The sequence below is a fragment of the Streptococcus sp. SS-4456 genome (assembly GCF_036680365.1).
Classification (GTDB): domain Bacteria; phylum Bacillota; class Bacilli; order Lactobacillales; family Streptococcaceae; genus Streptococcus.
Map to the genome: position 1 here is coordinate 18,242 of NZ_JAVIHI010000015.1, position 22,575 is coordinate 40,816.

General features: G+C 36.1%; 26 protein-coding genes, 1 tRNA gene and 1 other RNA gene. 20 read left to right on the forward strand and 8 right to left on the reverse strand.

What is annotated here, in order from left to right; all coding sequences use genetic code 11:
- From RFK25_RS05775 to RFK25_RS05785, 3 genes are all read right to left on the reverse strand, one after another.
- Nucleotides 1-795, reverse strand: coding sequence for an ImmA/IrrE family metallo-endopeptidase (locus RFK25_RS05775; protein ID WP_332412202.1), 795 nt, complete (start codon nucleotides 793-795; stop codon nucleotides 1-3).
- A gap of 37 nt (nucleotides 796-832) precedes the next feature.
- A complete protein-coding gene (locus tag RFK25_RS05780; RefSeq protein ID WP_332412203.1) occupies nucleotides 833-1,210 on the reverse strand; it encodes a helix-turn-helix domain-containing protein in 378 nt (125 codons plus the stop codon).
- 201 nt (nucleotides 1,211-1,411) lie between these two features.
- The gene (locus RFK25_RS05785) at nucleotides 1,412-1,828 is read right to left on the reverse strand and encodes a hypothetical protein (RefSeq protein ID WP_332412205.1); all 417 of its coding nucleotides are present in this window, start codon (nucleotides 1,826-1,828) and stop codon (nucleotides 1,412-1,414) included.
- A gap of 958 nt (nucleotides 1,829-2,786) precedes the next feature.
- On the opposite strand from RFK25_RS05785, the gene RFK25_RS05790 reads away from it, so the two are divergent.
- The 19 genes from RFK25_RS05790 (at nucleotide 2,787) to RFK25_RS05880 (ending at nucleotide 19,799) form a co-directional block, all read left to right on the forward strand.
- Nucleotides 2,787-3,056 carry a hypothetical protein gene (locus RFK25_RS05790; protein WP_332412208.1) on the forward strand — a complete coding sequence of 90 codons (270 nt, stop codon included), beginning with the start codon at nucleotides 2,787-2,789 and terminating at the stop codon, nucleotides 3,054-3,056.
- Nucleotides 3,057-3,358: 302 nt separating this feature from the next.
- Complete coding sequence (locus RFK25_RS05795) at nucleotides 3,359-3,766, forward strand: helix-turn-helix domain-containing protein (protein WP_205029597.1); 408 nt, start codon at nucleotides 3,359-3,361, stop codon at nucleotides 3,764-3,766.
- A 105-nt stretch (nucleotides 3,767-3,871) separates the two neighbouring features.
- The gene (locus RFK25_RS05800; protein WP_332412214.1) at nucleotides 3,872-4,126 is read left to right on the forward strand and encodes a hypothetical protein; all 255 of its coding nucleotides are present in this window, start codon (nucleotides 3,872-3,874) and stop codon (nucleotides 4,124-4,126) included.
- 99 nt (nucleotides 4,127-4,225) lie between these two features.
- Entirely contained in the window at nucleotides 4,226-6,367 is a 2,142-nt protein-coding gene (locus RFK25_RS05805; protein WP_332412216.1) for a glycerophosphodiester phosphodiesterase family protein, read from the forward strand.
- Between the two features lie 207 nt (nucleotides 6,368-6,574).
- On the forward strand, nucleotides 6,575-7,816 hold the full coding sequence (locus RFK25_RS05810) for a replication initiation factor domain-containing protein (protein ID WP_332412218.1): 1,242 nt from the start codon (nucleotides 6,575-6,577) through the stop codon (nucleotides 7,814-7,816).
- A 3-nt stretch (nucleotides 7,817-7,819) separates the two neighbouring features.
- Nucleotides 7,820-8,197, forward strand: a complete 378-nt coding sequence (locus tag RFK25_RS05815; protein ID WP_332412220.1) for a hypothetical protein — start codon at nucleotides 7,820-7,822, stop codon at nucleotides 8,195-8,197.
- Between the two features lie 102 nt (nucleotides 8,198-8,299).
- Nucleotides 8,300-8,572, forward strand: a complete 273-nt coding sequence (locus RFK25_RS05820) for a hypothetical protein (protein WP_105211620.1) — start codon at nucleotides 8,300-8,302, stop codon at nucleotides 8,570-8,572.
- A gap of 59 nt (nucleotides 8,573-8,631) precedes the next feature.
- The gene (locus RFK25_RS05825; RefSeq protein WP_332412228.1) at nucleotides 8,632-9,114 is read left to right on the forward strand and encodes an antirestriction protein ArdA; all 483 of its coding nucleotides are present in this window, start codon (nucleotides 8,632-8,634) and stop codon (nucleotides 9,112-9,114) included.
- Between the two features lie 14 nt (nucleotides 9,115-9,128).
- The gene (locus RFK25_RS05830) at nucleotides 9,129-9,368 is read left to right on the forward strand and encodes a hypothetical protein (protein ID WP_332412231.1); all 240 of its coding nucleotides are present in this window, start codon (nucleotides 9,129-9,131) and stop codon (nucleotides 9,366-9,368) included.
- 9 nt (nucleotides 9,369-9,377) lie between these two features.
- Nucleotides 9,378-9,854, forward strand: a complete 477-nt coding sequence (locus tag RFK25_RS05835; protein WP_332412232.1) for a hypothetical protein — start codon at nucleotides 9,378-9,380, stop codon at nucleotides 9,852-9,854.
- A 159-nt stretch (nucleotides 9,855-10,013) separates the two neighbouring features.
- Nucleotides 10,014-10,799, forward strand: coding sequence for a conjugal transfer protein (locus RFK25_RS05840; RefSeq protein WP_332412233.1), 786 nt, complete (start codon nucleotides 10,014-10,016; stop codon nucleotides 10,797-10,799).
- Nucleotides 10,800-10,827: 28 nt separating this feature from the next.
- Nucleotides 10,828-11,031 carry a hypothetical protein gene (locus tag RFK25_RS05845; RefSeq protein WP_205029591.1) on the forward strand — a complete coding sequence of 68 codons (204 nt, stop codon included), beginning with the start codon at nucleotides 10,828-10,830 and terminating at the stop codon, nucleotides 11,029-11,031.
- Between the two features lie 12 nt (nucleotides 11,032-11,043).
- Complete coding sequence (locus RFK25_RS05850; protein WP_332412239.1) at nucleotides 11,044-11,427, forward strand: TcpE family conjugal transfer membrane protein; 384 nt, start codon at nucleotides 11,044-11,046, stop codon at nucleotides 11,425-11,427.
- Entirely contained in the window at nucleotides 11,424-13,949 is a 2,526-nt protein-coding gene (locus RFK25_RS05855; protein WP_332412240.1) for an ATP-binding protein, read from the forward strand. Before RFK25_RS05850 ends, RFK25_RS05855 begins: the two co-directional genes overlap by 4 nt.
- 4 nt (nucleotides 13,950-13,953) lie before the next feature.
- Nucleotides 13,954-16,179, forward strand: a complete 2,226-nt coding sequence (locus RFK25_RS05860; protein ID WP_332412242.1) for a hypothetical protein — start codon at nucleotides 13,954-13,956, stop codon at nucleotides 16,177-16,179.
- On the forward strand, nucleotides 16,155-17,309 hold the full coding sequence (locus RFK25_RS05865) for a CHAP domain-containing protein (RefSeq protein WP_332412243.1): 1,155 nt from the start codon (nucleotides 16,155-16,157) through the stop codon (nucleotides 17,307-17,309). The genes RFK25_RS05860 and RFK25_RS05865 overlap by 25 nt, the downstream gene beginning before the upstream one ends.
- 19 nt (nucleotides 17,310-17,328) lie before the next feature.
- Nucleotides 17,329-18,081 (forward strand): LPXTG cell wall anchor domain-containing protein, encoded by a 753-nt coding sequence (locus RFK25_RS05870; RefSeq protein ID WP_332412245.1) that lies wholly within the window; start codon nucleotides 17,329-17,331, stop codon nucleotides 18,079-18,081.
- 155 nt (nucleotides 18,082-18,236) lie between these two features.
- Nucleotides 18,237-18,596, forward strand: coding sequence for a DUF771 domain-containing protein (locus tag RFK25_RS05875; protein WP_332412246.1), 360 nt, complete (start codon nucleotides 18,237-18,239; stop codon nucleotides 18,594-18,596).
- A 48-nt stretch (nucleotides 18,597-18,644) separates the two neighbouring features.
- Nucleotides 18,645-19,799: a site-specific integrase gene (locus RFK25_RS05880; protein WP_332412247.1), complete on the forward strand. Its 1,155-nt coding sequence runs from the start codon at nucleotides 18,645-18,647 to the stop codon at nucleotides 19,797-19,799.
- A 74-nt stretch (nucleotides 19,800-19,873) separates the two neighbouring features.
- On the opposite strand, the gene RFK25_RS05885 is transcribed toward RFK25_RS05880, so the two are convergent.
- From RFK25_RS05885 to RFK25_RS05895, 3 genes are all read right to left on the reverse strand, one after another.
- Nucleotides 19,874-19,946: transfer RNA gene (locus RFK25_RS05885), tRNA-Lys, on the reverse strand.
- A gap of 7 nt (nucleotides 19,947-19,953) precedes the next feature.
- A non-coding RNA gene (gene ssrS / locus RFK25_RS05890) (6S RNA) lies at nucleotides 19,954-20,147 on the reverse strand.
- Nucleotides 20,148-20,218: 71 nt separating this feature from the next.
- Nucleotides 20,219-21,499: a replication-associated recombination protein A gene (locus tag RFK25_RS05895; protein ID WP_332412250.1), complete on the reverse strand. Its 1,281-nt coding sequence runs from the start codon at nucleotides 21,497-21,499 to the stop codon at nucleotides 20,219-20,221.
- A 69-nt stretch (nucleotides 21,500-21,568) separates the two neighbouring features.
- Between RFK25_RS05895 and RFK25_RS05900 the strand changes: the two genes are divergently transcribed.
- Nucleotides 21,569-21,907, forward strand: coding sequence for a MazG nucleotide pyrophosphohydrolase domain-containing protein (locus RFK25_RS05900; protein ID WP_332412252.1), 339 nt, complete (start codon nucleotides 21,569-21,571; stop codon nucleotides 21,905-21,907).
- 54 nt (nucleotides 21,908-21,961) lie between these two features.
- Here the strand turns inward: RFK25_RS05900 and RFK25_RS05905 are convergent, their stop codons facing one another.
- Nucleotides 21,962-22,288: a helix-turn-helix domain-containing protein gene (locus tag RFK25_RS05905; protein ID WP_105106738.1), complete on the reverse strand. Its 327-nt coding sequence runs from the start codon at nucleotides 22,286-22,288 to the stop codon at nucleotides 21,962-21,964.
- 230 nt (nucleotides 22,289-22,518) lie between these two features.
- A partial coding sequence (locus RFK25_RS11755; RefSeq protein ID WP_443035555.1) for an IS3 family transposase occupies nucleotides 22,519-22,575 on the reverse strand: 57 nt, incomplete at its 5' end.

Here is a 22,575-nt window from a genome sequence, read left to right on the forward strand (position 1 = left end):
TTAATATGCTAATCTAAACCAGGTATCATTGCTAAGTTCCTGTGCTTGCTCTTGTGATATTTGTTTCTTGTTCCAGGCGTAGTAAAATTCCACTCCTCTACCAAATTGCCAACCAACTGAGTATTGGGTTGGAAGTTGATTTCTAAAATCATTGTTTTCTAGTGCAGGGACTTGTAGACTAGTAACAATGTCATTATGCTCTAATAGGTATTCTATGTGCTCAATAGGGTTAATTTCAACCATTTTAAAGTCCTGGATAAAACGGTTAGATAATTGCTCTAAACAGTCTTTAAGGTCGTTATTTTTACGTGTGAGGTAGTCTAGGATGATCGATTCTATTTCATTGATAGAAAGGTTGCTTTTGTCAGCTAGTATTTGTTTTAGTCTGATTTTTAAGGCTTCGTATGAAATTCCGAGGTCTTTTATGATGTCTTGAAAAGTTCTTTTTTCAATGACAATCTTACCGTATAGGACAATGTCAGGAGCTAGTAGTTGCCCTGCAAAGATGTTGGCTTCAATTTCCTGTGGGATATTTTCCTCTGAATAGGTAAAAATACTTCCCTGGTGCTCTAATAAGAAATGCCCAAGTTCATGACACTTGGTAAAGTTTTGTCTATGCAGGTGATGCGTACTCTGGTATGAAATAGAAGAATGTCCATGTTTGTCTTTGATAGAAAGCCCAGCTATATCATTATGCAGGTTGTGAGGTAGTACTGCAATTTCTAGCTTATCAGTCATATAATCAAAAAATGAATGATACGAGTAATTACTTGCTTTAATATCATTCATTTTCATGTATTTGTAGATGTGACTTTGAGCAATCTGTGTGATCTTATGATAGCTTGTCACTTGATTTTGCCTTTTGTCTTTCTTGGATAACTTTTTGTCGCTCGATCAGGAAGTTTTTGAGGTCAATCTCAAGCTGTGCCTGTTCGTTATCTGACAATCCCTTGGAAGTGTTGCGGTAGAGAATTTCAAAATCGGATAAGTTGATGTCTTCTTCAGGATTGCGAATATCAGAATTTCCTAATAGATAATCAGTAGAAACATTAAAGAAAGATGCAAAGCGTTGTAAAGTTTCGTCAGAAGGCCCTCTTTTGCCTTGTTCCCATTGAGAATATGTTGGTTGTTTAATATTAAAGTGATCAGCAATTGATTTTTGTGTTAAACCTGCTTCTTTTCGTAGTTGTTTAAGGCGTTCAGCAAACATAAATAATGCCTTTCAAAAATTTTTTTAAAAAATATAGAAAATGTGTTGACAATATAGTCAAATGACTGTATAATACAAATATAGTCGAACGACTATAAAATAAAAACAATTATAACATATATGAAATATGTATCGAATAACATAAAGGAAAAAGTTGAAAGATTGTAGTAAAAAGTGTGGTGACTTTCTACTAATCAGAACTTAGTTTCGATTCTGAAGATCCATCTTTTCCTTAAGATTTGATGAACTTCTATAAGAGATTATGGATTTTCTAGTAATTCTGAGGATATCATTAGTGAGATTGATGAAATCAGAATTAATTGCATTAGGCTTATGATAAACAATGCGATTATAGAATATCTGGTAATACTTTTTCTCTAATTCTTGGACTTTGTTTTTGACAAGTTCAGAAGAATTGAATATCGATTCATTTTCATTAGTTATACTACTGATGGCAACTGCAATTCCGTCAGATTTTGAGAAAAGGCTTCGAAACACATTTTCAAAATCTGACAAGTTCCCATCAATAGTAGATTGTCTAATTAATGGTCGGTATTTACTGGTAAAGTTATCTTCTAAGTAAAATAAAAGTTCGAAAGAAAAATCATCTAAGTTCATATACAACCTCTTCATTAATAGTTAAAATCATGCAATCAACACCATTCACTTGGTTGTATGATTCTAGCTATTAAGCTAGTACAGCCTAGTGATGGGCTACTGATAATTTCATACTAGAAGAATGTTGCTTGAATTCGATTAAAGTTCCTATATTTTAATCTTTTAATCAACACAAACTATCATTACATAATAAGAATGCTTATGATAGATGTGTGGTTAAGTAAAAATTTGATTTTTATGACTTTAATTATTCTTCCAACTACCTTTGGGTATGCAAATTCAGTTCATTGAAAAGTAAATAAAAAGTGCGTCAGACAACCTGTACAAGACTGGCTGAACTAACACACGTATAAAAAATGTGGTAATTTTATTATACATTAGTGTCGGGGTCTTGTCAATCTTTTCTGTAAACTGACAAACTAAGGTTTATGCTCCTTTACCTGTGTAGAGCGAAAAAGGAGAACTGCTACCGAAGTTAGTAGGTGGAGGCGTGGTCGAATTTTCTATCTTTATTCGGAAAAGGAGACAAAGCGGGCGGTGTGTGAGTCACGGTTGTGACTTGCTAATGGATAAGGTGTTGAGGACGAGGTGCTGATACCACTAGAAATCTGTGACTTATCCGAGGTAAAGAAGGAAAGTTGTTGTGAAACAACCTGAAACTTTACCAAGTTAAGAATAAGGCTTAGTGTGCGAAGATACGAGCACGCAACATTTCTTATACAGACGATTTGTAAACGCAAGTCGTCTTTTTTATTTAAACAACAGGAAAAAGTCATTGCTTGCTGATATAGGTTTCGTCCTTGCAGGTGATGGCTTTTATTTGTTTAAATAGGGTAGCAATTCATTTTTCCAGTTTGTGACATAAAACCTTCCCCTTTAACACCAGATCATTGCTACCCTATTTAAATAAATAAACGATTGAGATTATTTATTAAATTTAAAAAATGAAAGGAACATTATGCTTGGACGAATTTTAACTAGAACAGACAATATACCTGGCTATTATTTAGGCAAGGCAGAACATACGGTTACAGGCGAACTATTCGGTATAGCACAGAATTCAAATGGAAGTCCAATTATTATCTATAAGAACAAACGTGTCATCTTTGAAATGTGTGATCTAATCGAACGAGCGAAAGGAATCATAGAAAATGAGGTAGTTAATGAGAACAATGCAGAAGTTTTAGAGCAGGAAGTTAGAAAGAAGGGATTATCATTTGTGAGTTGAGAGTACTAAGAAAGGGAGTATTAGATACACGTGGCTATGTAAATTCGTATATTTATGGACTTGAAGTGATTAGAAGTGAAGGAATTTCACACCCTGTTTATCCTTATGCAAGCAGTAGAGAAGTATTAGAAGAGTTTGTTAACTTGTATTATGAAGAGTTAGCGAGCTTTTTTGACTTACACCAGATGTGGTTTACTAATTACCTATTAGGTTTTGATACCAGGAAGAAGGAAGAGTTTAAGGATAGATGGTTTGATAGAGGGTTACTGATTATGTAGCAACTTTATTTTGGAAGGAGATATATGTTAGGAGAAAGATTAAGAACTTTACGGATTGATAATAATAAAACCAGGGAAGAGGTTGCAACTTATCTTGGAGTGACTGTAGATGCCTATGGTCGTTATGAATCAGAAACAAGACAAGCTAGCATTGAAAGTTATGTTAAGTTAGCGATTTATTACCAGGTATCACTAGATTATTTACTATGCAGAGATGATGTGCAAACTTCGGTTTTTAATCGTTCCCAGGTCTATTCCTTTAGGGATTTGGTTGACTTAGGATTGAATGGCCAGTTAGCACATGGTTTAATTAAGCAAGTCATTGATAAGCAGCCGTTTGAAAAACGTATTTTTGTAGAAGGTTCTACTGTAAAATATGTTTTCAAAGAGGATGTATTAAATCTATTAGAAAAACTAATTGAGGAGCTTTAGACCAATGGTTTGGAAAGTATTTTGTGTTTTTATTTTATTATTTACAGCTTTTATGTGTTGGGCTGTTTGTCATGTTGGTTCAAAATATCCGAAAGGTAGGAAGTGATGTATTCAAAATTAACTGTAAGAGATGTTGAGTATTGTCGTAGAGAGTATAAACGTATTTATGACAGTTTTTTGTTTAGTATGAAATTATTTGGGAGCCATCCTGTTTATAGAGAAAAGTTATATTTAAACGTTTTGAATAAGCTTGAACAAGTGTCTAAAAAGCACTTGAAATCAGGTCTTGTTTCAGGGCGTTTTTATATTTTCTATAAGCAGGAAATTGATAATATTCATAATATGATGGCAATAGTATAGAAAGGAAAGCTATGTTAAAGAGGAGTCGTTCTCCATCAGGGCAGTTTAACTGCTCTTTTTTGTTGGAAAATTTTAGGAAATTTAGTGAAAGGATAATATATGAAAAAGTATAATTTTGGTTATCGTAAAGTTGGTAAAGTTTTGGTAGCATGTGCGGTTGCTGTTGCAACATTTGGTGTCATGTTAGCTACTTCTACTGTTCATGCAGAGGAGATGGGAACATCAAATTCTATTGCAGTAGAGGTTCCAGCTACTGTTATAGAAAATCAATCGTCTAAATTAGAAGTTTTAGATAATGTTGAAACATTCAATTCTAATTCCGAAGATACATCATTACTTTTAGAAACAACGGTTGATCGAGCAGTAGTTGAAGAAGAAATTGCAACAGATACATCATTACTTTCAGAAACAGAAGAAGAAATTGCAACGGTTTCAACTGAAATTAGTTCATTTCAAGCAGAAATTGAGAATTTGAAATTGCAACAATCAGTTTTGGAAAATGAGAAGCAGACTATTGAAGAAGAAATGCCCTCATTTTCAATGATTAGTCATCGTGGATATAATGAGGTTGCTCCTGAAAACAATATGGTTGCTTTTGAGCGAGCTGTTGAAGATGGTTTTAAAGAGTTGGAAACAGATTTATATTTTACAAAAGACAATGTGCCAGTTTTGAATCATGATGATTTTATAAATATTGTTGCTCGTAATAATGATGGTTCAGAATTAGAAAAAATTGTAAGTATTTCTAATTCCACCTTTGAGGAATTACAACAGTATGATTTTGGTATTTCTAAAGGTCAAGATTTTAAGGGAACAAAAATTTCCACTTTTGAACAGCTATTACAATACGCTTCAGAAGAAGAACGGATTGATAAGTTACATGTTGAGTTAAAAATGCCATTTACTTATGAACAAAAGGAAAAGTTAGTAAGTATGGTCAATCACTATGGATTATCAGATAAAGTTGGCTGGCAGTCTTTCCACTGGGAAGAATTTAAGGATATGGACTATCTTGCACCAACTATGCAATTTGAATTGCTATCGATGGAATATAGTGATGCTATGTTGACAGCAGCTAAGTCCTTTGATAATGGTCAAAGAAATGTTGTACTATCACTTGCTGTTCGTAGAGAGTCTTTAAGAAAAGCACTTACGACAGGTTATGATGTCTATACATGGACGGTTAATCATGATTGGCATATGAATGCTATTAAAGAGTTTGCTTTTGATCTTAAAGGTATTATGACAAATTCTAGTTTTGCTTTAGAAGATGTTTTGAAAGGGGAATTTAAAGATACTCAATTAACGTTTAGGGAGTTTATGGACAAGATTTTCATACCTGAATACTACTCTTCTGTCCGTGAAGATATTATAAAAAGACGAGAGCCGATTTTTAGGGAGTTGATAGAACGCTTTGGACGGAAAAAGCCAAGAAATATTACTGTGACCGATGTTAGTTTATATCGGACAGATGTTGTCAATCGTCATTCTCCAAGCTATGCTAAACAGAAGATGATGATTTTGAAATTAGTCTTGAAAAGTGCAAAAAACCATGGCTTGATATTCTATGAAATCCCAACAGAAAAAGTACCACCTATTTCTCTGGAAAAAAAGAAAATTGATTTTTGGACAAAGGAAGAATTTGAGCAATTTATTTTTAGCTTAAATACAGATAGCTACTTTGAGCATTTTGTTTTCACTATGTTTTGGCTTTATTACTTTACAGGTATGCGTGTCAATGAAGCGACAGCTTTATACTGGGAAGATGTAGATTTTGAAAAAAAGACTTTATCTATCAGTCATAACCTGCAGTATATAAATCGTGAAAATTGGGTTAGAAGTGATAAGCTGAAAACTGAAAGCTCACGTCGAATAATTGGGTTAGATGATAACACTATTCAAGTTCTGAAATCTTGGAAAGAGCGACAAGCGACACACTCAAAAATTGATTTTATTCTATCTCCAGAGGGCTATCCATATCCGAAACGTAGTATCCTGGATCAGCTGAAAAAATACGCAACTCGAGCAGGTGTACGAGTTATTCAGCCGAAAGGGTTACGACATTCTCATGCTAGTCTGCTGATAAACGAATATAACTTGAACGCACTCTATATTCAAAAAAGGTTAGGGCATTCAGATGTGAAAACAACTTTGAGTGTTTATAGTCACTTGTACCCCAACGCTGATTTAGAAGTTACTAGCAAATTGAGCACCTTATTTAGCGAAAGGCTACCAAAATAGCTACCAAAATTGGTGCAAAAATCATGGAAACGTTGATTTAACAGGCTTTATTTATCAAATTTCTCTAAAATTCTAATAGGGGGGTAAAGAAAGACGAAAACCGTCAGAAAAACCTCCGAAATGCCAGGCAGGTAGCGGAGTTAGAAGATTTTGAAAGTGTACACTTTTTGCTAAAAAAGCGTACACCTAAAATAATAAGGCAGATACATGGTAAAGGATAGAGTAGTAAATGGTCGATACTTGAAAAAATTTAGAAAAGAGCGTATTGGTGTCAGTCAAAATGACTTTTCGTCAATGGTAGGCTTATCAGTCAACACCATAAAATCATACGAATCGAATAGAAGGATGTTAACGACTGAGAAATTCTTAGAGATGAAAGAGCAATTAGGTTATTTGAATAATGAGTCGAATCGCTTAGAGGTATTGATTGACTATGTGAGAATTACGTTTATGGATGTGAGGGACTTAGAGTACTTTGTTGAACGTTATTTGTATTGCCCTTTGTCAGAATTTGATTCGAACGAAACAAGGTTGATGATGTATACTCATCTTTGGAAGCGAGGAGACATTTGGATATTTGATTACGCAGATAAGTCTAGGACTGATAATTACCAGATGACTTTGCAACTATCAGGAAAAGGTTGCAGGCAGATGGAGTTGATTATGGAACGTGAGGGGATAACCTGGTGTGAGTTTTTTCAAAGAATGCTGTTTGAACGTAAGGATATGCGAGTGCGACGTTTAGATATTGCGATGGACGAACTTTATCAGGGCATTGATAAAGAGCATGAACAAGTCAATCTGTCAGATTTAATTCGTAAGTTGTATAGTAAGGAACTTTATTACGAAAAAATGAAAACCTGGAATGCAGTTGACGGTGGCAAGTTAGATGGTAGTGCTAATCAAGGGCTTTCGCTATATTTCGGTAGCAGGCAGTCCAATATGTATTTTAACTTTTACGAAAAAAGATATGAGCTGGCTAGGAGAGAAGATATGACTGTTTCAGAGTCTTTGGGAGTGTTTGGTGTATGGAACCGTTATGAAATACGTTTGGCACGTGAGAAAGCTGAAGCTGTTGTAGAAGAATTTACTGGGGGTGTTGATTTGGCGGAGATTGCACGTGGCTTAATAAATAGTCGCTTAGAGGTGTTTGATGGTACCAATGAATACGGTGGTTATGTGCCAGATGAAAAGTGGCAGAAGTTGTTTGGTGGTGTTGAGCCTTTAACTTTATCAGTCAGACCAGAACCATACGATATTGAATCAACGGTCAAGTGGTTGATTTACCAGGTATCGAATAGTTTATTGTTGGTTGATGAAGCGGATAAGATTTTGAATACTCAATATTTGCAGATGATATTAAGTGCAGGAGAGTTGACAGACAAGGCTAAGGCAACCTTGGAAGCACTAGCGTATTCCAATAGAGATTATCAACAAGTGAATTTTTAAATTATGAATACTATTGAACAATATCTTGTGAGGAATTTAGATAACATTGACTTGATTATTGAGCAAGTCATTTTTTTATTGCCGGATTCTTACTTTTACAAGCCAGAAATCAATCAAGGCGAGCTAATGGAGTTGAGATATGATCTTGATTCGTATAGAGCCAAGTTGAATTTTTGGGCTTTTAAGAATGATAGAGGTACTCAACATAGATATGCTGAAGCTTTGTCAAAATATAATGAGCAATTATCAATTCTAGCAAGTGAAAAACGTAAAGCGTTGAATGACGAGTTGTTGCAGGAAACATTGGAAGTTAAATGTGCTTGTATGATGAATTTGATTCGGCAGTATCGTTTGTTAAAAAGATTGAGAACTTATTTTTGAGGAGAAAGTGTATGCAGTTGATTCGTAGTCCAACAGGCTAAATGATAGATGATGATTGAACAATAAAATAACAAATAACAAGAAAGAAAAAGGTAAAGAATAATGGCAAATAATCGTACAGACGCAGATAAGAAGTTGTTGGCAGTATCTCAGGAATTGTCCCAGGCATTGACTAGTCATAAATATGATGATGCGTGGACAAAGGCTGGTGAATTGAATGGCTTACTAAAAAATCGTGATGAGTATACATTGCCAGGTTACATGCTAGATATGATTGCTAAGCATTTGAAAGACTTTTATTGGCAAAATAATCAGGTTACTAAGGCTCATAAGGCTATGTCAGCCATCGGTCATAAATTGGAAGAGTTTAAGTAAGACATTGAAAGAGGTAGGTTTAAACCTATCTCTTTTGCTTTTGATAAGGAGAAATTGATATGGAATTGACTTGTACGTTTCGTGATGTGAAACGTTCGACGACTGTGGCAGTTGAATGTCCGATTAGCTATGAGGAACTAAAATCTCGTATGGGCTTAAATGACAGTCAAGAGCTGGAATATATTGTGATTGATTCGACTGATAATTTGGTACAAGAAAATGATTCGTTAGATCTGATTAATGATTTTGCTGAAATGATTCTTGATGTTGACGATGATCTTGTGAATGCAGTCCATGAGATGTTAGGATATCATGCAAAAGAATTTGTTCGTGAAGTCGAAGATTTCTTTGACAAATGCATACTTTTGCGGGAAGTGAACTCTCAACGTGATTTAGGTCATCATTATGTTGATGATATTGGTATATCTAATCTATCTAAAGATACTTTGGAGTCGTATTTTGACTATGAAGCTTATGGACGAGACCTTGATATTAATAATCAAGGTGGATTTAGTTCGTATGGTTATTTAGAAGTTCAATAGAGAGGTGTAGTTAAATGGCTGTGAAATTATATCAAAGAGACTATGCTCGTTCAGATGAAAAATGCTTCTATTCAATGGATAGGAACCATGAAACGTTGCGTGAGTTAACCTATGCTGAAATGTGTTCTGAAATGCATAAGGATTTGGAAGAAATGGTTGATGCAGGATTTCTGGAAAAAGGGACTGCATTTGACCTGGTAGGGGATATTCCTGCTTACAATGAAGTTGTTGAAGAATACATTCGCTCATTTTAGGGGATTGGTATGTTAGCTAAGATTCGCTTTCATGATAAAGGAATTGGGCATACTCTTCCGAAATTGATTGATTTAGGACATTTTAGTGAAGAAGATATTCGCCAACGTATGGTCGAGTACGGACATGATTATCATTCTACATTGATAATTGTTCGTATAGATGATTGGGATATTGATTGTAATTTGAATTTGAAACAAGCATATAGTTTGTTACAACTGGTCAATGATGTATATCAGGGTGATGAATACCTAGTAAGCTACTTGTTGAAGAAGCGAGTGGCTTTTTCTGATATTATGACCAATCGGTATACTTTTCTATCAAAAGACGAGGTGGAAACAATGTCGAAAATTTCTAAGTATTATGAAAGCGACGTATTAGTAAAAATCTTCTTTCAGACAAAATCTTGGGTCAATTTTATGTATGCCTTTATTGATCGTGGAGATTTATTAAATACTAGTAGAGGTTTTTATTTCAAAGTAAATTAAAGTAGAGGAGAAGAGAATTTGAAAATGATACCTAAGATTAAACCGAAGGAGAAGAAAGAAATTCTTCCAAAACGGTTTAATCAAAAAGTGTATAATCGTATTTTCTTGGGTGGGTTAGTAGGGTTTGTTACATTATCTAGTTTGGCTATATTGTCAAATGTGATAAAAAATGTTTCACCAACACAACCTGTTCAAGTTGTGGAAAGTAAAAACGAACCAGAAGATTACAGGTTACAAAATTACATGAATAATTTTGTTTATTACTATTTTACCTTATCATCTGATCCAGAGGAACAATCTGCCCAGGCTGAGAAGTTAGCAGCATACTATGTTGAAGGCCTAGTATCGCAGAACCAAGGTCAGGTAAAACAACCGTCAAGTGTAAAATCATATCGGTTATTAAATGTGACGGATACAACCGTAACTTATCTTGTATCGTATGCAGTTACACAAAAGGTTGGTGATACAGAGCAAAATAAAGATTTAGTAACAGAATTTGTGATTCCATATAAGAAACATGATGATAAGTATTATGTATCTGATTTTCCTTATTTCTTGCCAGTTGAAAATTCTCAGCTAACAGAGTATAAGGACTCAGAAAAGTTTAGGTTTGAATCAGATAACATGGCTGATAATGACTCGTATCAATCACTGAATGAATTTATTGATTTATTCTTTGCCAACTATGTATCAAGTCAAGAAAATCTAGACTTGATTGCAAAGGGTGTGAAAATCTTACCGAATACAGTGTTCAAAACAAAAGATTGGTCATATGTTACGGAAAATGATGGTAAGTATGTCGTTCAAACACAAGTGACATTTGAAACAGCAGGTGTGACACGTAGCGAGCATTTCACCCTAACGATTAGTAAGAGTGATGATAGTTTCCTGGTTGAAAAAATGGAACATGGTTTAGTAAAACAAGAAGAGAAAAAAGAGGAGTAAATAATTAATGGATACATATAACAGTATTATGACAAACATTGGGAACCCAATTTTGGCGATTGCAGTAGTTTTAGGTGCGGGTAAGTTTTTCTTTAAGGACAGAAAGCCTATGTATGGTGTAGGTATCATTTTGGCAGGTGCCGGAGTCTACTATGTGATGCATAATATCTTTACTGTCTTGAAGGCAATTGAGCCTGTGATTAAAACATTGATTGATTTCTTTACTTGGTAAAAGGGGGCTGTCGTGGAAGAAGATAAAAAGTTATATAGCTATAAAGAAGCCCTGGAACAACCAAACTGGATAAGAAGCATATTTAGATTTGTCAATTTTTCTACGGCAGTCAAATTTTCAAGATTTGTATATTGTGTACTTGTCAGTCTGCTTTTATTTAGTTTGTTTAAGCTCCTTCCATTCTTGCCAATTAATTACAATATTATCTTTTCGGTATTTATTGGCTGGACGATTGCAGGTGTATTGGAAGATTTGAAGGTAGATGGTCGTCCTTTTATTTTTTATTTTAAAGATTACCTTATCTATTACTTTACATATGGATATCGTGCAGATACGATTTTCATTAATAAAGGTAAAGTTTACAGACGACTAGATAAGATTGAGGAGGTAATATGAGAGTAACAAAATTATTTGAAAGCAACATATGGGCATTTCACGAAAATCTAATATTGTTAAAGAATGGTTCTGTCTTTGCGATTTATCAGGTTCCATCCATGGTAGCTAATACTATGTCTATGGAAGGCAAGGAAAAGACAAAGAAAACTGTTGAAGCAGTCTTGAACGACCTGGAGTCGTATGGTGATTTTGAAATCAATGATATTCCGATGCCGAAAGATTTAGTTGGTGTGATGGAAGCTCTGTTTGATCGTTTGGATTCTAATGAAATCTATCAAGAGATGGCGAATACCCTATTTAACAAGGTGCTGGAATCTATTTATTCAACGACTGGTCAACCATTTGAATATCGTCATTATTTGATTGTGCCTTTGAAGTCCTTGCATGTATCGGTTGACTTGAAAGAAGTAGTGAGACAGGCTTATCGTTATACTAAAGAAACGGTTCTACAAGGATTCGGTATTGTGGAAGATATGCCTGCAAACTGGTATGTCAATTACCAGGAACAACGTTTGGTGTTAGAAAAGCGTTTAGGGTTGATAAATGCAAGACGTTTGAGTGAAAGTGAAAATATGTTGATGAACCGTATTCAGTATTTACGTGGTGTCTTTTACAACCGAGATTATGAGATTATGAATGTTCAATCATCTGTAGAAAACGTAGATGATGTTTCTATTACTCTGGAAAATGTCTCGGTTTTAAATTTAAGCAATCAAGAATCTAGTTCATACGTTGGCTTTTATCCGATAGAAACACTTCCAAAGAATGTATCATATTTGCACTTGATGGAAGAAATTCACAAATTGAATTTTGGAGTCGAATCAAAAGTAAAGGTAAAATTCGCACGTACAAAGGGCTATTTTTCTATTTTAGGACATGCCAAACGAAGCCAGGATAAAATTAAGAATGCAGTTGAAGAAGCTGATCAACAAGGTGATACAGCCAACAAGAAACAGATGGTAGACCACTACTTGTTGAAAGACTTGGAAGAACGTGCTCTTGCCAAGGAAAAAATCTTGAATTACCTGCATGTTTTAATCATCACTGGAGATACGTTAGAAGAGTTGCAGTTTCGTAGAAATGTACTTAGAACTACGCTTTCAACTTTGGGTGTAGGAGTACTTGAAGCAAATGCGGATCAGTTATATTTGCTTTACAAAACAATGATTGGTGAGACTTTATCGTTTACAGATAGGAATTTCATTCAGAAAATATCCGTTGAGGGATTTGCAGAAAATCTCTTTTTTGTTAGTCAAAAAGTCGGTACGGATATCGGTTTTTACCTGGGTCGAGTAGATAATCAAAGTGCATCTTGGTTAGGTAAATTTCGTGAGGCTCTGGCTAGTTCGGTCAATTTGATATTTGCGGATGTCTTGGAAGCAAACAAACAAGATATTGATGGTAAAGTCACGAATAACCCACATATCGCTGTAACTGGTGATACAGGTTCTGGTAAATCCTTCTTGCTGAAGTTATTGTTTGTCTATCATAGTTTACTACGTACAAAATCGCTCTATATTGATCCAAAAGATGAAATAAAGGGTCAATTCTTATCAGTGGCAGATGAGCTGGAAGAACAAGGTATTTATCCTGAACTGGTCGCCTATATCCGTTCTATCAATTTTGTATCTCTTGATCCACGTAAAGAAGAAAATGCAGGAATGCTTGATCCCTTAGTTTTCTTGAACAGAAACGAAGGTAAGGGACTAGCATTGACTATGGTTAAAACCTTGAAGCCTTCTATGACTGACAAGCAAGAAAATGCCTTACTAGAAGCGATGAACATGGTCTATGATGAAAAGGAAGCAGGTGAGAAAAGAGGAATGCTTGATGTCTTTGACATTCTCAAAGAATCATCTGTGGAAGAAATTGCAGACTTTGGTCAATCTATGTATGCAAAGTCTACAGATTCTGTGCTATCAGTTGCTTTTTCACGTGGTCAGCATAAAGGTATCAATACCAATGATAAGATTACAGTTGTTGGGATTAAAAATCTTGAATTACCTAGTGAGGGGCATGTAGCAGAAGTTACGGATGCAGAAAAAAATGGTCTTGTTCTACTTTATGCTATAGGCTATTTCATTAAGAAGTTTGGTTCGGAAGATCATACTGAAGAAACTTTAATCACAATGGACGAATTGTGGCAATTTAAGGCGACGAATGCAGGTAAAAAGATATTGAACGATATCAAACGTCTAGGTCGTTCACAGAATAACTTTCTCTTGGTTGGTACTCAATCGGTTGAAGATATTGATAGTAAGGGTGATGATACAGGCTTTGGTACGGTATTTGCCTTCTATGAAGAGAAAAATCCAGATCGAGTGATTGAATACCTAAAAGTACCAATTACTAAAGAAACACGTGAATGGCTTGGAAACATGACAATGGCACAATGTATCTATTATGATACGTTTGGACGTAAAGAACGAATGACAGTAGATGGTACTATCTGGCCAGAATTAAGTAGATTATTTGATACAGTCAAGGTTAAGACGAAAGATGAAGAAGTAAGTTGGGGGTGATGTCTTGTTTGAATTTAAAGACGGTCAATTCTATTACTTATTAGAAGGAGAAACAAAACTAGTTAAGTTAGCAGATATTGGTTCTAAGCTACTTGTGGAAGGCAGTATCACTAATCCAATGTCCTATATTCCTTTGTTTATCAATCTCTTTTTCAATATGATAGTATGGCTATCAAAATTTCTATTTGGTATTTTTGTCAAAACCTATGAATTTCTAGGAAATGGTAGTGACAGTGTAGATAGTATGGTGATAGAAGTGATAAATGTGAATGCAGCCTTCTTTCAGACCTTGTTCAAGACAGTTGCACCCTATGCCTTTATTGCTCTTTTGCTCTATGCTTTAACTATGCAGGTCAGACGACAAGGCTCTGCTCTTAAAATTATCTTGCTAGGTTTTCTGACAATGGGTCTGATTCGTGGTATCTACATGCCAGACTCATCGGGTCAGACAGGTGTGTCTAGGCTATATACATCTGTTTCTAAAATAGTGGATGATGTGGCGGATTCAGCATCGAAAGGTCTATCCAATGATAGTAGTACCAATGCGATGGCTACTTATTTTAAAAATGCCATGTGGCTTCCTTACCAGGGGATGAATGCAGACTTGCAGGATGATGGTAGTTTTAACTTATCAGACAAAGCCCTTCTTGACCTATTGGAATTTCAAGATGGGGAGAAAACGAACGATATTGAATTAGACGGGAAAAAAATAAAAGATGTTGCTGGAACTAAAGATGAACCTAAAGTAACCAACTTATGGGAATTGGGTGGCAAATTTCCTTACGTTTTGATTATGTTGCTTGAAACTATTGTTTTAGGAATAGTGATTGTTGCATTTTCAATTTTTGGATTTTTCCTGAAGGTACTGATTATCTTTGCATTTTATTTCCTGCCTATCTTGTTGGTATTATCTATCTTTCCATTCTTCTCAAACATGTTATTCAATACAGGGAAGGGCCTGTTATCCTTGACAGCTTTATCTGGTATGACAGGTGTGTTTTCATCCTTGTTTATGATGTTTAACAGTGCCTTGCAGGATTTGTTCATGGCAGTGTTTACCAATGACATAGTCCTGGTCTTTATTTTCAAGGCTTTTGTTTATTGGTTGATATGGTTGTGTAGACACCAGATAATAAACTTCCTTGTCTCACGTTCTATGCCCCAGGCAACTCGAATCCTCAATCGTTTTGGGGACAATGGCAAGACAATTATTAACAATAGTCTGGAAAGAGTGCAAAAACCAGCAATGGGTTCACTCTTGCTTGCGAATGGTGCTCTAAGGACTGTTGGTGGTAAAGTTAAGCCTGGTCTGGAACGTATGAAACAAGGTGTATCTGATACACGCTTTAACAAGTCTGTTCAAAGACGTATGGGAAATGGCGAAAGCTTCGAGGTGGCTACTTTAGAGACTGCTAAAGGTATCGAAGAAAAACGTATCCGACGGAAACAACCAATGCAGACTTTATCAACGATGAAACATAAGACTCGTGCCTTGTACCATGATTTGATGGAGAAGGGGTATGTCGGTCTTGATAGTGAGAAACAAGCAGAACATGCTTCAAAATCTCTCCAGTCGAAAAATAAATTGAATGCACTAAGAGTGTCAAAAGAAGGTTCTCGTCAAAAGGTAAATGTGTTGAATCAAGCAATTGATAAGCATGTGCAAAAACAAGAGGTGCCTAAGCCTTCAGGCTCTGATCCAATCTTTGTTGATTTCAAGAAAAGAGGAAAGGTTAATAGTCCTTTAAGTTCAATTTCTACAGTTGGTCAAAATCATAAAATAGTGAAAGATATGCCTAAAGAAGTTGAAACGACTATTTCTCAAAAACTCAACCATTCTACTTTGTCACGTAGTTCACAAGTTACACAAAAACCAGTGAATCAATCTTCGTTGCAAACAGTTATCCGAAAAACTCCAAGAGTCATTCGTAAACCTGTTCAGACAGAAACAACCGAACATCAGACAACAACCGTACATGAACCAGTTACTCAAAAGTCCGTTCAAAATGTCGTGAAAAAGGCTTCTACAGTTGTAAAACAACCAGTAGTCGAGACGGTGGTTCAAAAGTCAACTAGTGTTGTTAAGGATATTCGAGTAGAGAAACAAAGCGAGAAGATAGTAGATTTTCGTGAGAAGTCTGCCACAGTTGCTCGCCCAAGAAACAGTAAAAATGTTTTGAATACGACAAATGGAAGGAAACCATTATGGAGAAGAAGAAATGGAAATTGATTAAGATAAAGAAGAGATGGATCATTCTGTTTCTTCTCCCTCTTCTTTTTCCTGTTTTCTTTTTCTTATTTGTGCTATTTGTTATTTCAGGCCCACAGTCCATGCAGACAAGTAGTTCTAGTTCAGGTGGTTCAACACTTTATGCAGAACATTGGTCAACTGGTGATCCATATACACATAATCTATTTGTCAAACGATTTGGTATCACTGCCGAACAATTGGATGGTTTTTTAGATTCAACAGGGATTGCCTATGATAAGAGTCGTATCAATGGCAAATTATTACTACAGTGGGAGCAAGCATCAGGAGTTGATGTAAGGGCTATTGTGGCCATAGCTCAAATGGAATCATCTTATGGGACAGCAGGTGTCGCAACCATGCCAGGAGCTAACATGTTTGGATTTGGTGCATTTGATTCTAATCCTGAGAATGCCTCAAATTTTAACGATGAGACAGCAGTAGTTGCTTTAGCAAAACAAACATTAAAAGCGAACAAAAATGAAACATTTCAAATCCAAGATGAGAAAGCTAGGAAATATGCACTAGGCATATTGAACGTCGCAATTGATGGTGGAGTTTATTTCACTGATACAAGTGGATCTGGACGAGTACGTGCAGACGTGATGTTGAAACTAGACAACTGGATAGATGCTCATGGGGGTACACCACCACCACCTGCAAGTGTTTTAAATCCTGTTACTGGTAATGGCAGTGCTAGTCCGGGTGTATTGTCTGCAGATGTACCAATTGGTTATACACTTGATAAACCTATAAATACGACTGGTTACATTGCACAATCGTATCCCTGGGGTCAGTGTACTTGGTTTGTATTCAACCGAGCGAAAGAATTTGGTATTAACTTTGATCCTTATATGGGAAATGGGGCTGATTGGAAAAGTAAACCTGGTTATACGATTACTAATATTCCAACGAAGCATTCTGCTATTTCATTTAGTCCAGGGGAATCTATATCAGATCCAAAATATGGTCACGTCGTATTTGTAGAGGAAGTTAAGGCAGATGGTTCTGTTTTAATTTCAGAAAGTAATGTTGAGGGATTGGGAGTAATTAATTATCGTATTTTAGATGCTGCATCAGCAAAAACATTTACATATGTTATTGGAAAATAAGAAAGGAAAATGAAAAATAATGAATAAGAAATTTGTATTGAGTGGTTTGCTATTATCCACTTTGCTATTGAGTCCATCTGTATTGGCAGATGAAGTAGTTGATACTGTAATAACTCCGATTGAAGTTGTGGAACAACCAATTGAGGTACCAGTGGAAGAACCGTCAACACCGATTGAGGAACCGACTACACCAGTTGAAACGCCTACTGAACCGATTGAAGTTCCAACGGTACCTGATCCAGTAACACCGATTGAAGAACCAACAACTCCAATTGAAACACCAACCGATTCAGTAGAAGAACCAACAACTCCGACTACACCAGTAGAAGAACCTGCTACACCAACAGTTCCGTCAGAAACACCAACCGAACCTAAAGAAGCAGATCCAGTTTCACCTACTACACCTACTGCACCTTCTACTCCAGTTCCACAGGAACCATCACAACCAGTCTATATTGAAGATACATTCGTGTCAGACACAGGTTATACAGTCGTAGGAGTTCAAGGTGAATCAATTTTGGTTCAAGATGAAGTTGGCCAGGTACAATCAAAAACATTGGAAGAAGTAGGAGCTGTAAAAGATACTGAAGGGAACGTGACCGTCAAGTCTAGTTCAGGAGAAGTGAAGCTTCTGCCAAATACTGGTGAGCGAGCAGAAATTTTAACTGCCTTTGGTTTTGTATTATTGGTGATTATGCTTTTTGTGAAGCGAAAAGAGATTAAGAATGTTCTAAAGGAGTTAAAAAAAGTAGCTGATAAAGGAGAAAAATAATAAGCAGGTCACATGGCCTGCTATTTTTTTATTAAAACTAAAAGTTCGGATAAACAACTTGTTTCCTGGGACTGCAGAAGAAAAATGGTTCGGATTTATTTGCCGAATTGGGCATTCCTGAGAAAAATTTGTTCGGAAATTAAAAGGAGTAATAAATGGTAGCGTTATTAGAGAGAAGAGATGTAAAACAGAGTCAAGTTTTTAATGTTTCAATTCCTGTTCCAGAAAATTTGGTAGTAGTTGATAAAGATGAGTATTTACAGTTACTTTCAAAAACTGAAGAGGGAAAATGGTGGGTTGTTGATGATGTGTTAGAACTATTATCGGTTAGTCGGAGTACATTGATTAACGATATTCTGTTAAATCCAAGGTTTAAAAGTGAGATAGATATTGAACAAAATAAAGATGGATTCGTCTTATATCCATCAGGTAAAGGCAGTCCATATAGATTTTTGGCAAGTAAAACTCGGAAATATTTTGAAGAAAATTTTGCGTCAATATTATTGTTTAAGTAAATATGATATACTATCAGGGATAAACTCCTTGATTAAGAAAGGAGAAAAATGTCAATATCGTATAGAAAAAGAGGAAAAAATAAGACGTGGGATTATAGGGTATTTGATAAAAACGGAATAGTCATTGCTAGTAATTCAGGTTTTAAAACAAAGAAAGAAGCCAGCTATGAGGCTACTGATGTTGAACGCAAGCTACTTTTAAGTAATGTATTTACTCCAAAAGCAACCCTGTACGAATTATGGGAAAAATGGTATGAGTTAATAATTGTTCCGAGCAAGTTATCACAATCTTCTAAAGATAAGCACGTTCAAAGAGGTAAGGTGATAAAAGAATATTTTGATGATGTAGTAGTAACAAAAATATCACATAGTAAATATCAACAATTTATCAATGATTATTGTAGTAGAGTTTTAGTAGACCAAGTAAGACGATTTAATAAAGTGGTCAAAGAAGTAATTTTAATGGCTCAACGTGATGGGGCTCTAATTGCTGATTTTACAGAAGGTATTAAATTTGAAGGCGAAACGAGTAGAAAAAAGCCAGAAGATAAGCATATTGGGAGCATAGTTGCTTATGAGAATTTATTGATTGCTTTGAAGAAACGTATTTTTGAATCTGATTCTGTAACACCTTGTTTATTGTATTTATATTTTACAACGGGATTTCGCCCTGGTGAAGGAGCAGCAGTTTGTTGGCCAGATATTGATTTTGAAAATATGGAAATAAAAACCTATCGCAGATATTCTGGCGATAAAAATAAATTTTATCCTCCGAAAAATAAATGGGCGGTTAGATCTGCTCCGATGAGTGATGATTTGGCAACAATTTTAAAGTATCTCCAAAATAATCAGGAAAGAATACTCGCTGAAAAAGGTGTTATTAATTCTGAGAATTTAGTCTTTTTTGACTGGCTACATGGAGTCCCTACAAGTACTGCAGTAAGTAAATACTTAAAAAGCCTATTAAAAGATATTGGTTATGACTATAAATTGACAGCTTATAGTGGAAGGCATAGTTATGGAAGTTACTTGTTGGCTGAAAAAATTGATATTTGGGTGGTATCAAAAATACTTGGTCATAAAGATATTTCACAACTGATTGAAACTTACGGTCATTTATTACAAGAGATTGAAAAAGAAGGACATAAAGAAATTAGAGAATTGTTGAATACTGGAGAAAGATATAAGAAAATCAGTCTTTGACCAAATTTTGACCAAATTCACTCAAAAAACGAGAAAAAGCCTTGATAAATCAAGACTTTCCTCATATCAACCAATCCTCCCTGTAGGGATCGAACCTACGACCCACGGATTAAGAGTCCGCTGCTCTGCCAGCTGAGCTAAGGAAGGGCAAAATAAAAATGCTGTATTGGTACCGGTTATTCATGAATTGTATTGATCCCGCACGCTAGAAGCAGGTGGGTGACGTGTTTCTGACTTAGTTGCTTCTGGGTGTACCAGCCTGCATACTGCCAAAAGATCTTTGTCTCCCTAGTAATACAAAAATAGTCGGTCAACACATAGGTATGAATTCGTATACCACAGCAGTTCTTATTTATGATTTAATATTACCACATTTTTAAAAAAAATCAAGAGAAAATCGGCAAAAAATGAAAACGTTATCAACTTTTTTTCTTGTTTTGTTTTAGCTGCTTGATTTTTTCTTGGGTCATGCCCAAGGCACGCTCGTATTTGCCGGTGTCGTTGGCGGTGAAGTAGTCCGCATTTAGTAACTTATCGGGCAGATATTGCTGGTCCACCCATTTTTCAGGATAGGCATGGGGATACTGGTAACCAATGGCATTTCCCAGCTCCTTACTACCAGCATAATGACCATCCCGAAGATGATTTGGAATAGGCAGATGACCGTTTTTCCGCAAATCAGCCAGAGCTGCATCCATAGCCAGATAGGCAGAATTGGACTTGGGAGAAAGGGCCAAATCAACGACCACATTGGCAATCAAAATTCGTGCCTCTGGAAAGCCGATTTTCTGGGCAGCTTCAAGGGCGGTCACCGTATGGATTTGTGCCTCTGGATTGGCCAAGCCGATGTCTTCATAGGCAATGACGGTCAAGCGACGGGCCAGACTAGGCAGGTCTTCCGCCTCAATCAAACGAGCGGCGTAGTGGAGGCTGGCATTGACATCGCTACCCCGAATGGATTTTTGCAGGGCGGAGAGGATGTCGTAGTGGGCATCGCCGTTCTTGTCCATGCTGATGTAGGATTTCTGTAGGCTATTTTCCACAGCATCTAGGTCAATGTGGCGACTGCCCTCGCTTTCCTTGGTAGAAAGTACAGCTAGTTCCAGCGAATTGTAGGCGGCACGGAGGTCGCCATTGGTCGCATTTGCCAGAAAGTCCAGAGCCTCAGGCTCAATGGTGACTGGGAAGTCAAAACCACGTTCACTGTCTGTCAGAGCCAGTTCCAAGGCCTGTCGGATATGGCTGGTTTGCAAAGGTTGCAATTCAAAAATCTGCACCCGACTGCGGATGGCAGGCAGGATTGAGAAAAATGGATTTTCCGTCGTTGCCCCAATCATGATGATATTGCCATTTTCCAAAAGAGGAAGCAGGAAGTCCTGCTTGGTCTTGTTGAGGCGGTGGATTTCATCGAGCATGAGAACCAGACCGCCAGAAAACTTGGCTTCTTCAGCGATTTCCTGCAGGCGTTTTTGGTTGTCGGTCGTGGCATTAAAGGTCCGAAAGGCATACTTGGTCGTACCAGCAATAGCGGATGCAATCGAGGTCTTGCCAATTCCCGGTGGACCGTAGAGAATCATAGACGACAGCATATTGGCATCAATCATGCGACGGATAATCTTTCCAGGGCCGACCAGGTGTTCCTGACCGATGACCTCATCAATGGATTTGGGCCGCATACGAAGAGCGAGATTGGCTGGCATAGGCTTCCTTTCAGTGCATTTATGGTATAATCATTATACTACAATTTTAGGATTTGGAGAGAAACGAAGATGGCGGAGTTGACGGTGAGTGTTTTGGAAGAATACTTGCGTGACCACTATGGGACGACAGTTCCAGAGCAAAGTCTCTTTATGAAATTAGTGGAAGAAATCGGTGAAGTGGCAGAGCTGCTGAACAAGCGTGCAGGCCGCAAGATGATGGATGGTGAAGACGACAGCTCTGCTCGTCTGGCAGAAGAATTAGCTGACGTTATTCACTATGCTGTAGCCTTGGCAGCGGTGAATCAACTAGATTTAACCAAGTTCATTTTGGAGAAAGACAAGCGGGCTTCCGTCAAATACGGGCGAGAAATAAATTTATTGGAATTTATAGAAAAACATTGTAAATAGAATAAAAGCACCTAACTATGAGCGAGAGCTATAATTAGGTGCTTTTTGGGTGTTTTAATCCTTTTGGGAAAGTTCTAATATTTCTGTGAATTTTTTCAATATCTCTCTATGGTGCGGTTGATGCTGAATTTTTAAAAGTAATTCAATTACTTCTTTATCTTGACTAACTGAGTATGGTAAGAAGAAATCACTCAAAGGTACTTCAAGTGCAGTTACAATTTTAATGAAAGTATCTAGTGAAATTTTTCTGTGATTATTTTCGATTTGGCTAATATATGGAACACTCATATTTGTTAAATCTGCTAATTCTTGTTGTGTGATTCTTTTGCGTATTCTTATTTCTCTGATTTGATTGCTAATGTTTTCTAGTATATCAGTCATAGCTCGTCCTCTGTATTATATATACTAATAATCATATAGATTTTAGAATCACATTTACATTAACATTAGTTTAATTTTATATAAAAAGATATTCTAAATTATAAAAACATGTGTTATAATTACAACAACTGTTAATTTTTTTAATCTTTATTTAATTATAGTTTATTGATACTTATTGTTAGAAAAGAATATTAGATATGTACTGACCCCAAAAAGTTAGACAAAAAATATTATTGAAAGGATTTAGTTCTGTACTGAACAGGACTAAGTCCTTTTAGTTTTTCTTT

Bases quoted from the DNA above. Each gene is read 5' to 3' on its own strand.
- RFK25_RS05830 (WP_332412231.1), top strand. From the start codon at position 9,129: ATGGCTGTGAAATTATATCAAAGAGACTATGCTCGTTCAGATGAAAAA.
- RFK25_RS05820 (WP_105211620.1), top strand. From the start codon at position 8,300: ATGGCAAATAATCGTACAGACGCAGATAAGAAGTTGTTGGCAGTATCT.
- RFK25_RS05775 (WP_332412202.1), bottom strand. From the start codon at position 795: ATGAAAATGAATGATATTAAAGCAAGTAATTACTCGTATCATTCATTT.
- RFK25_RS05895 (WP_332412250.1), bottom strand. From the start codon at position 21,499: ATGCCAGCCAATCTCGCTCTTCGTATGCGGCCCAAATCCATTGATGAG.
- RFK25_RS05835 (WP_332412232.1), top strand. From the start codon at position 9,378: ATGTTAGCTAAGATTCGCTTTCATGATAAAGGAATTGGGCATACTCTT.
- RFK25_RS05805 (WP_332412216.1), top strand. From the start codon at position 4,226: ATGAAAAAGTATAATTTTGGTTATCGTAAAGTTGGTAAAGTTTTGGTA.
- RFK25_RS05865 (WP_332412243.1), top strand. From the start codon at position 16,155: ATGGAGAAGAAGAAATGGAAATTGATTAAGATAAAGAAGAGATGGATC.
- RFK25_RS05880 (WP_332412247.1), top strand. From the start codon at position 18,645: ATGTCAATATCGTATAGAAAAAGAGGAAAAAATAAGACGTGGGATTAT.
- RFK25_RS05795 (WP_205029597.1), top strand. From the start codon at position 3,359: ATGTTAGGAGAAAGATTAAGAACTTTACGGATTGATAATAATAAAACC.
- RFK25_RS05905 (WP_105106738.1), bottom strand. From the start codon at position 22,288: ATGACTGATATACTAGAAAACATTAGCAATCAAATCAGAGAAATAAGA.
- RFK25_RS05780 (WP_332412203.1), bottom strand. From the start codon at position 1,210: ATGTTTGCTGAACGCCTTAAACAACTACGAAAAGAAGCAGGTTTAACA.
- RFK25_RS05845 (WP_205029591.1), top strand. From the start codon at position 10,828: ATGACAAACATTGGGAACCCAATTTTGGCGATTGCAGTAGTTTTAGGT.
- RFK25_RS05875 (WP_332412246.1), top strand. From the start codon at position 18,237: ATGGTAGCGTTATTAGAGAGAAGAGATGTAAAACAGAGTCAAGTTTTT.
- RFK25_RS05855 (WP_332412240.1), top strand. From the start codon at position 11,424: ATGAGAGTAACAAAATTATTTGAAAGCAACATATGGGCATTTCACGAA.
- RFK25_RS05825 (WP_332412228.1), top strand. From the start codon at position 8,632: ATGGAATTGACTTGTACGTTTCGTGATGTGAAACGTTCGACGACTGTG.
- RFK25_RS05810 (WP_332412218.1), top strand. From the start codon at position 6,575: ATGGTAAAGGATAGAGTAGTAAATGGTCGATACTTGAAAAAATTTAGA.
- RFK25_RS05785 (WP_332412205.1), bottom strand. From the start codon at position 1,828: ATGAACTTAGATGATTTTTCTTTCGAACTTTTATTTTACTTAGAAGAT.
- RFK25_RS05800 (WP_332412214.1), top strand. From the start codon at position 3,872: ATGTATTCAAAATTAACTGTAAGAGATGTTGAGTATTGTCGTAGAGAG.
- RFK25_RS05900 (WP_332412252.1), top strand. From the start codon at position 21,569: ATGGCGGAGTTGACGGTGAGTGTTTTGGAAGAATACTTGCGTGACCAC.
- RFK25_RS05870 (WP_332412245.1), top strand. From the start codon at position 17,329: ATGAATAAGAAATTTGTATTGAGTGGTTTGCTATTATCCACTTTGCTA.
- RFK25_RS05790 (WP_332412208.1), top strand. From the start codon at position 2,787: ATGCTTGGACGAATTTTAACTAGAACAGACAATATACCTGGCTATTAT.
- RFK25_RS05815 (WP_332412220.1), top strand. From the start codon at position 7,820: ATGAATACTATTGAACAATATCTTGTGAGGAATTTAGATAACATTGAC.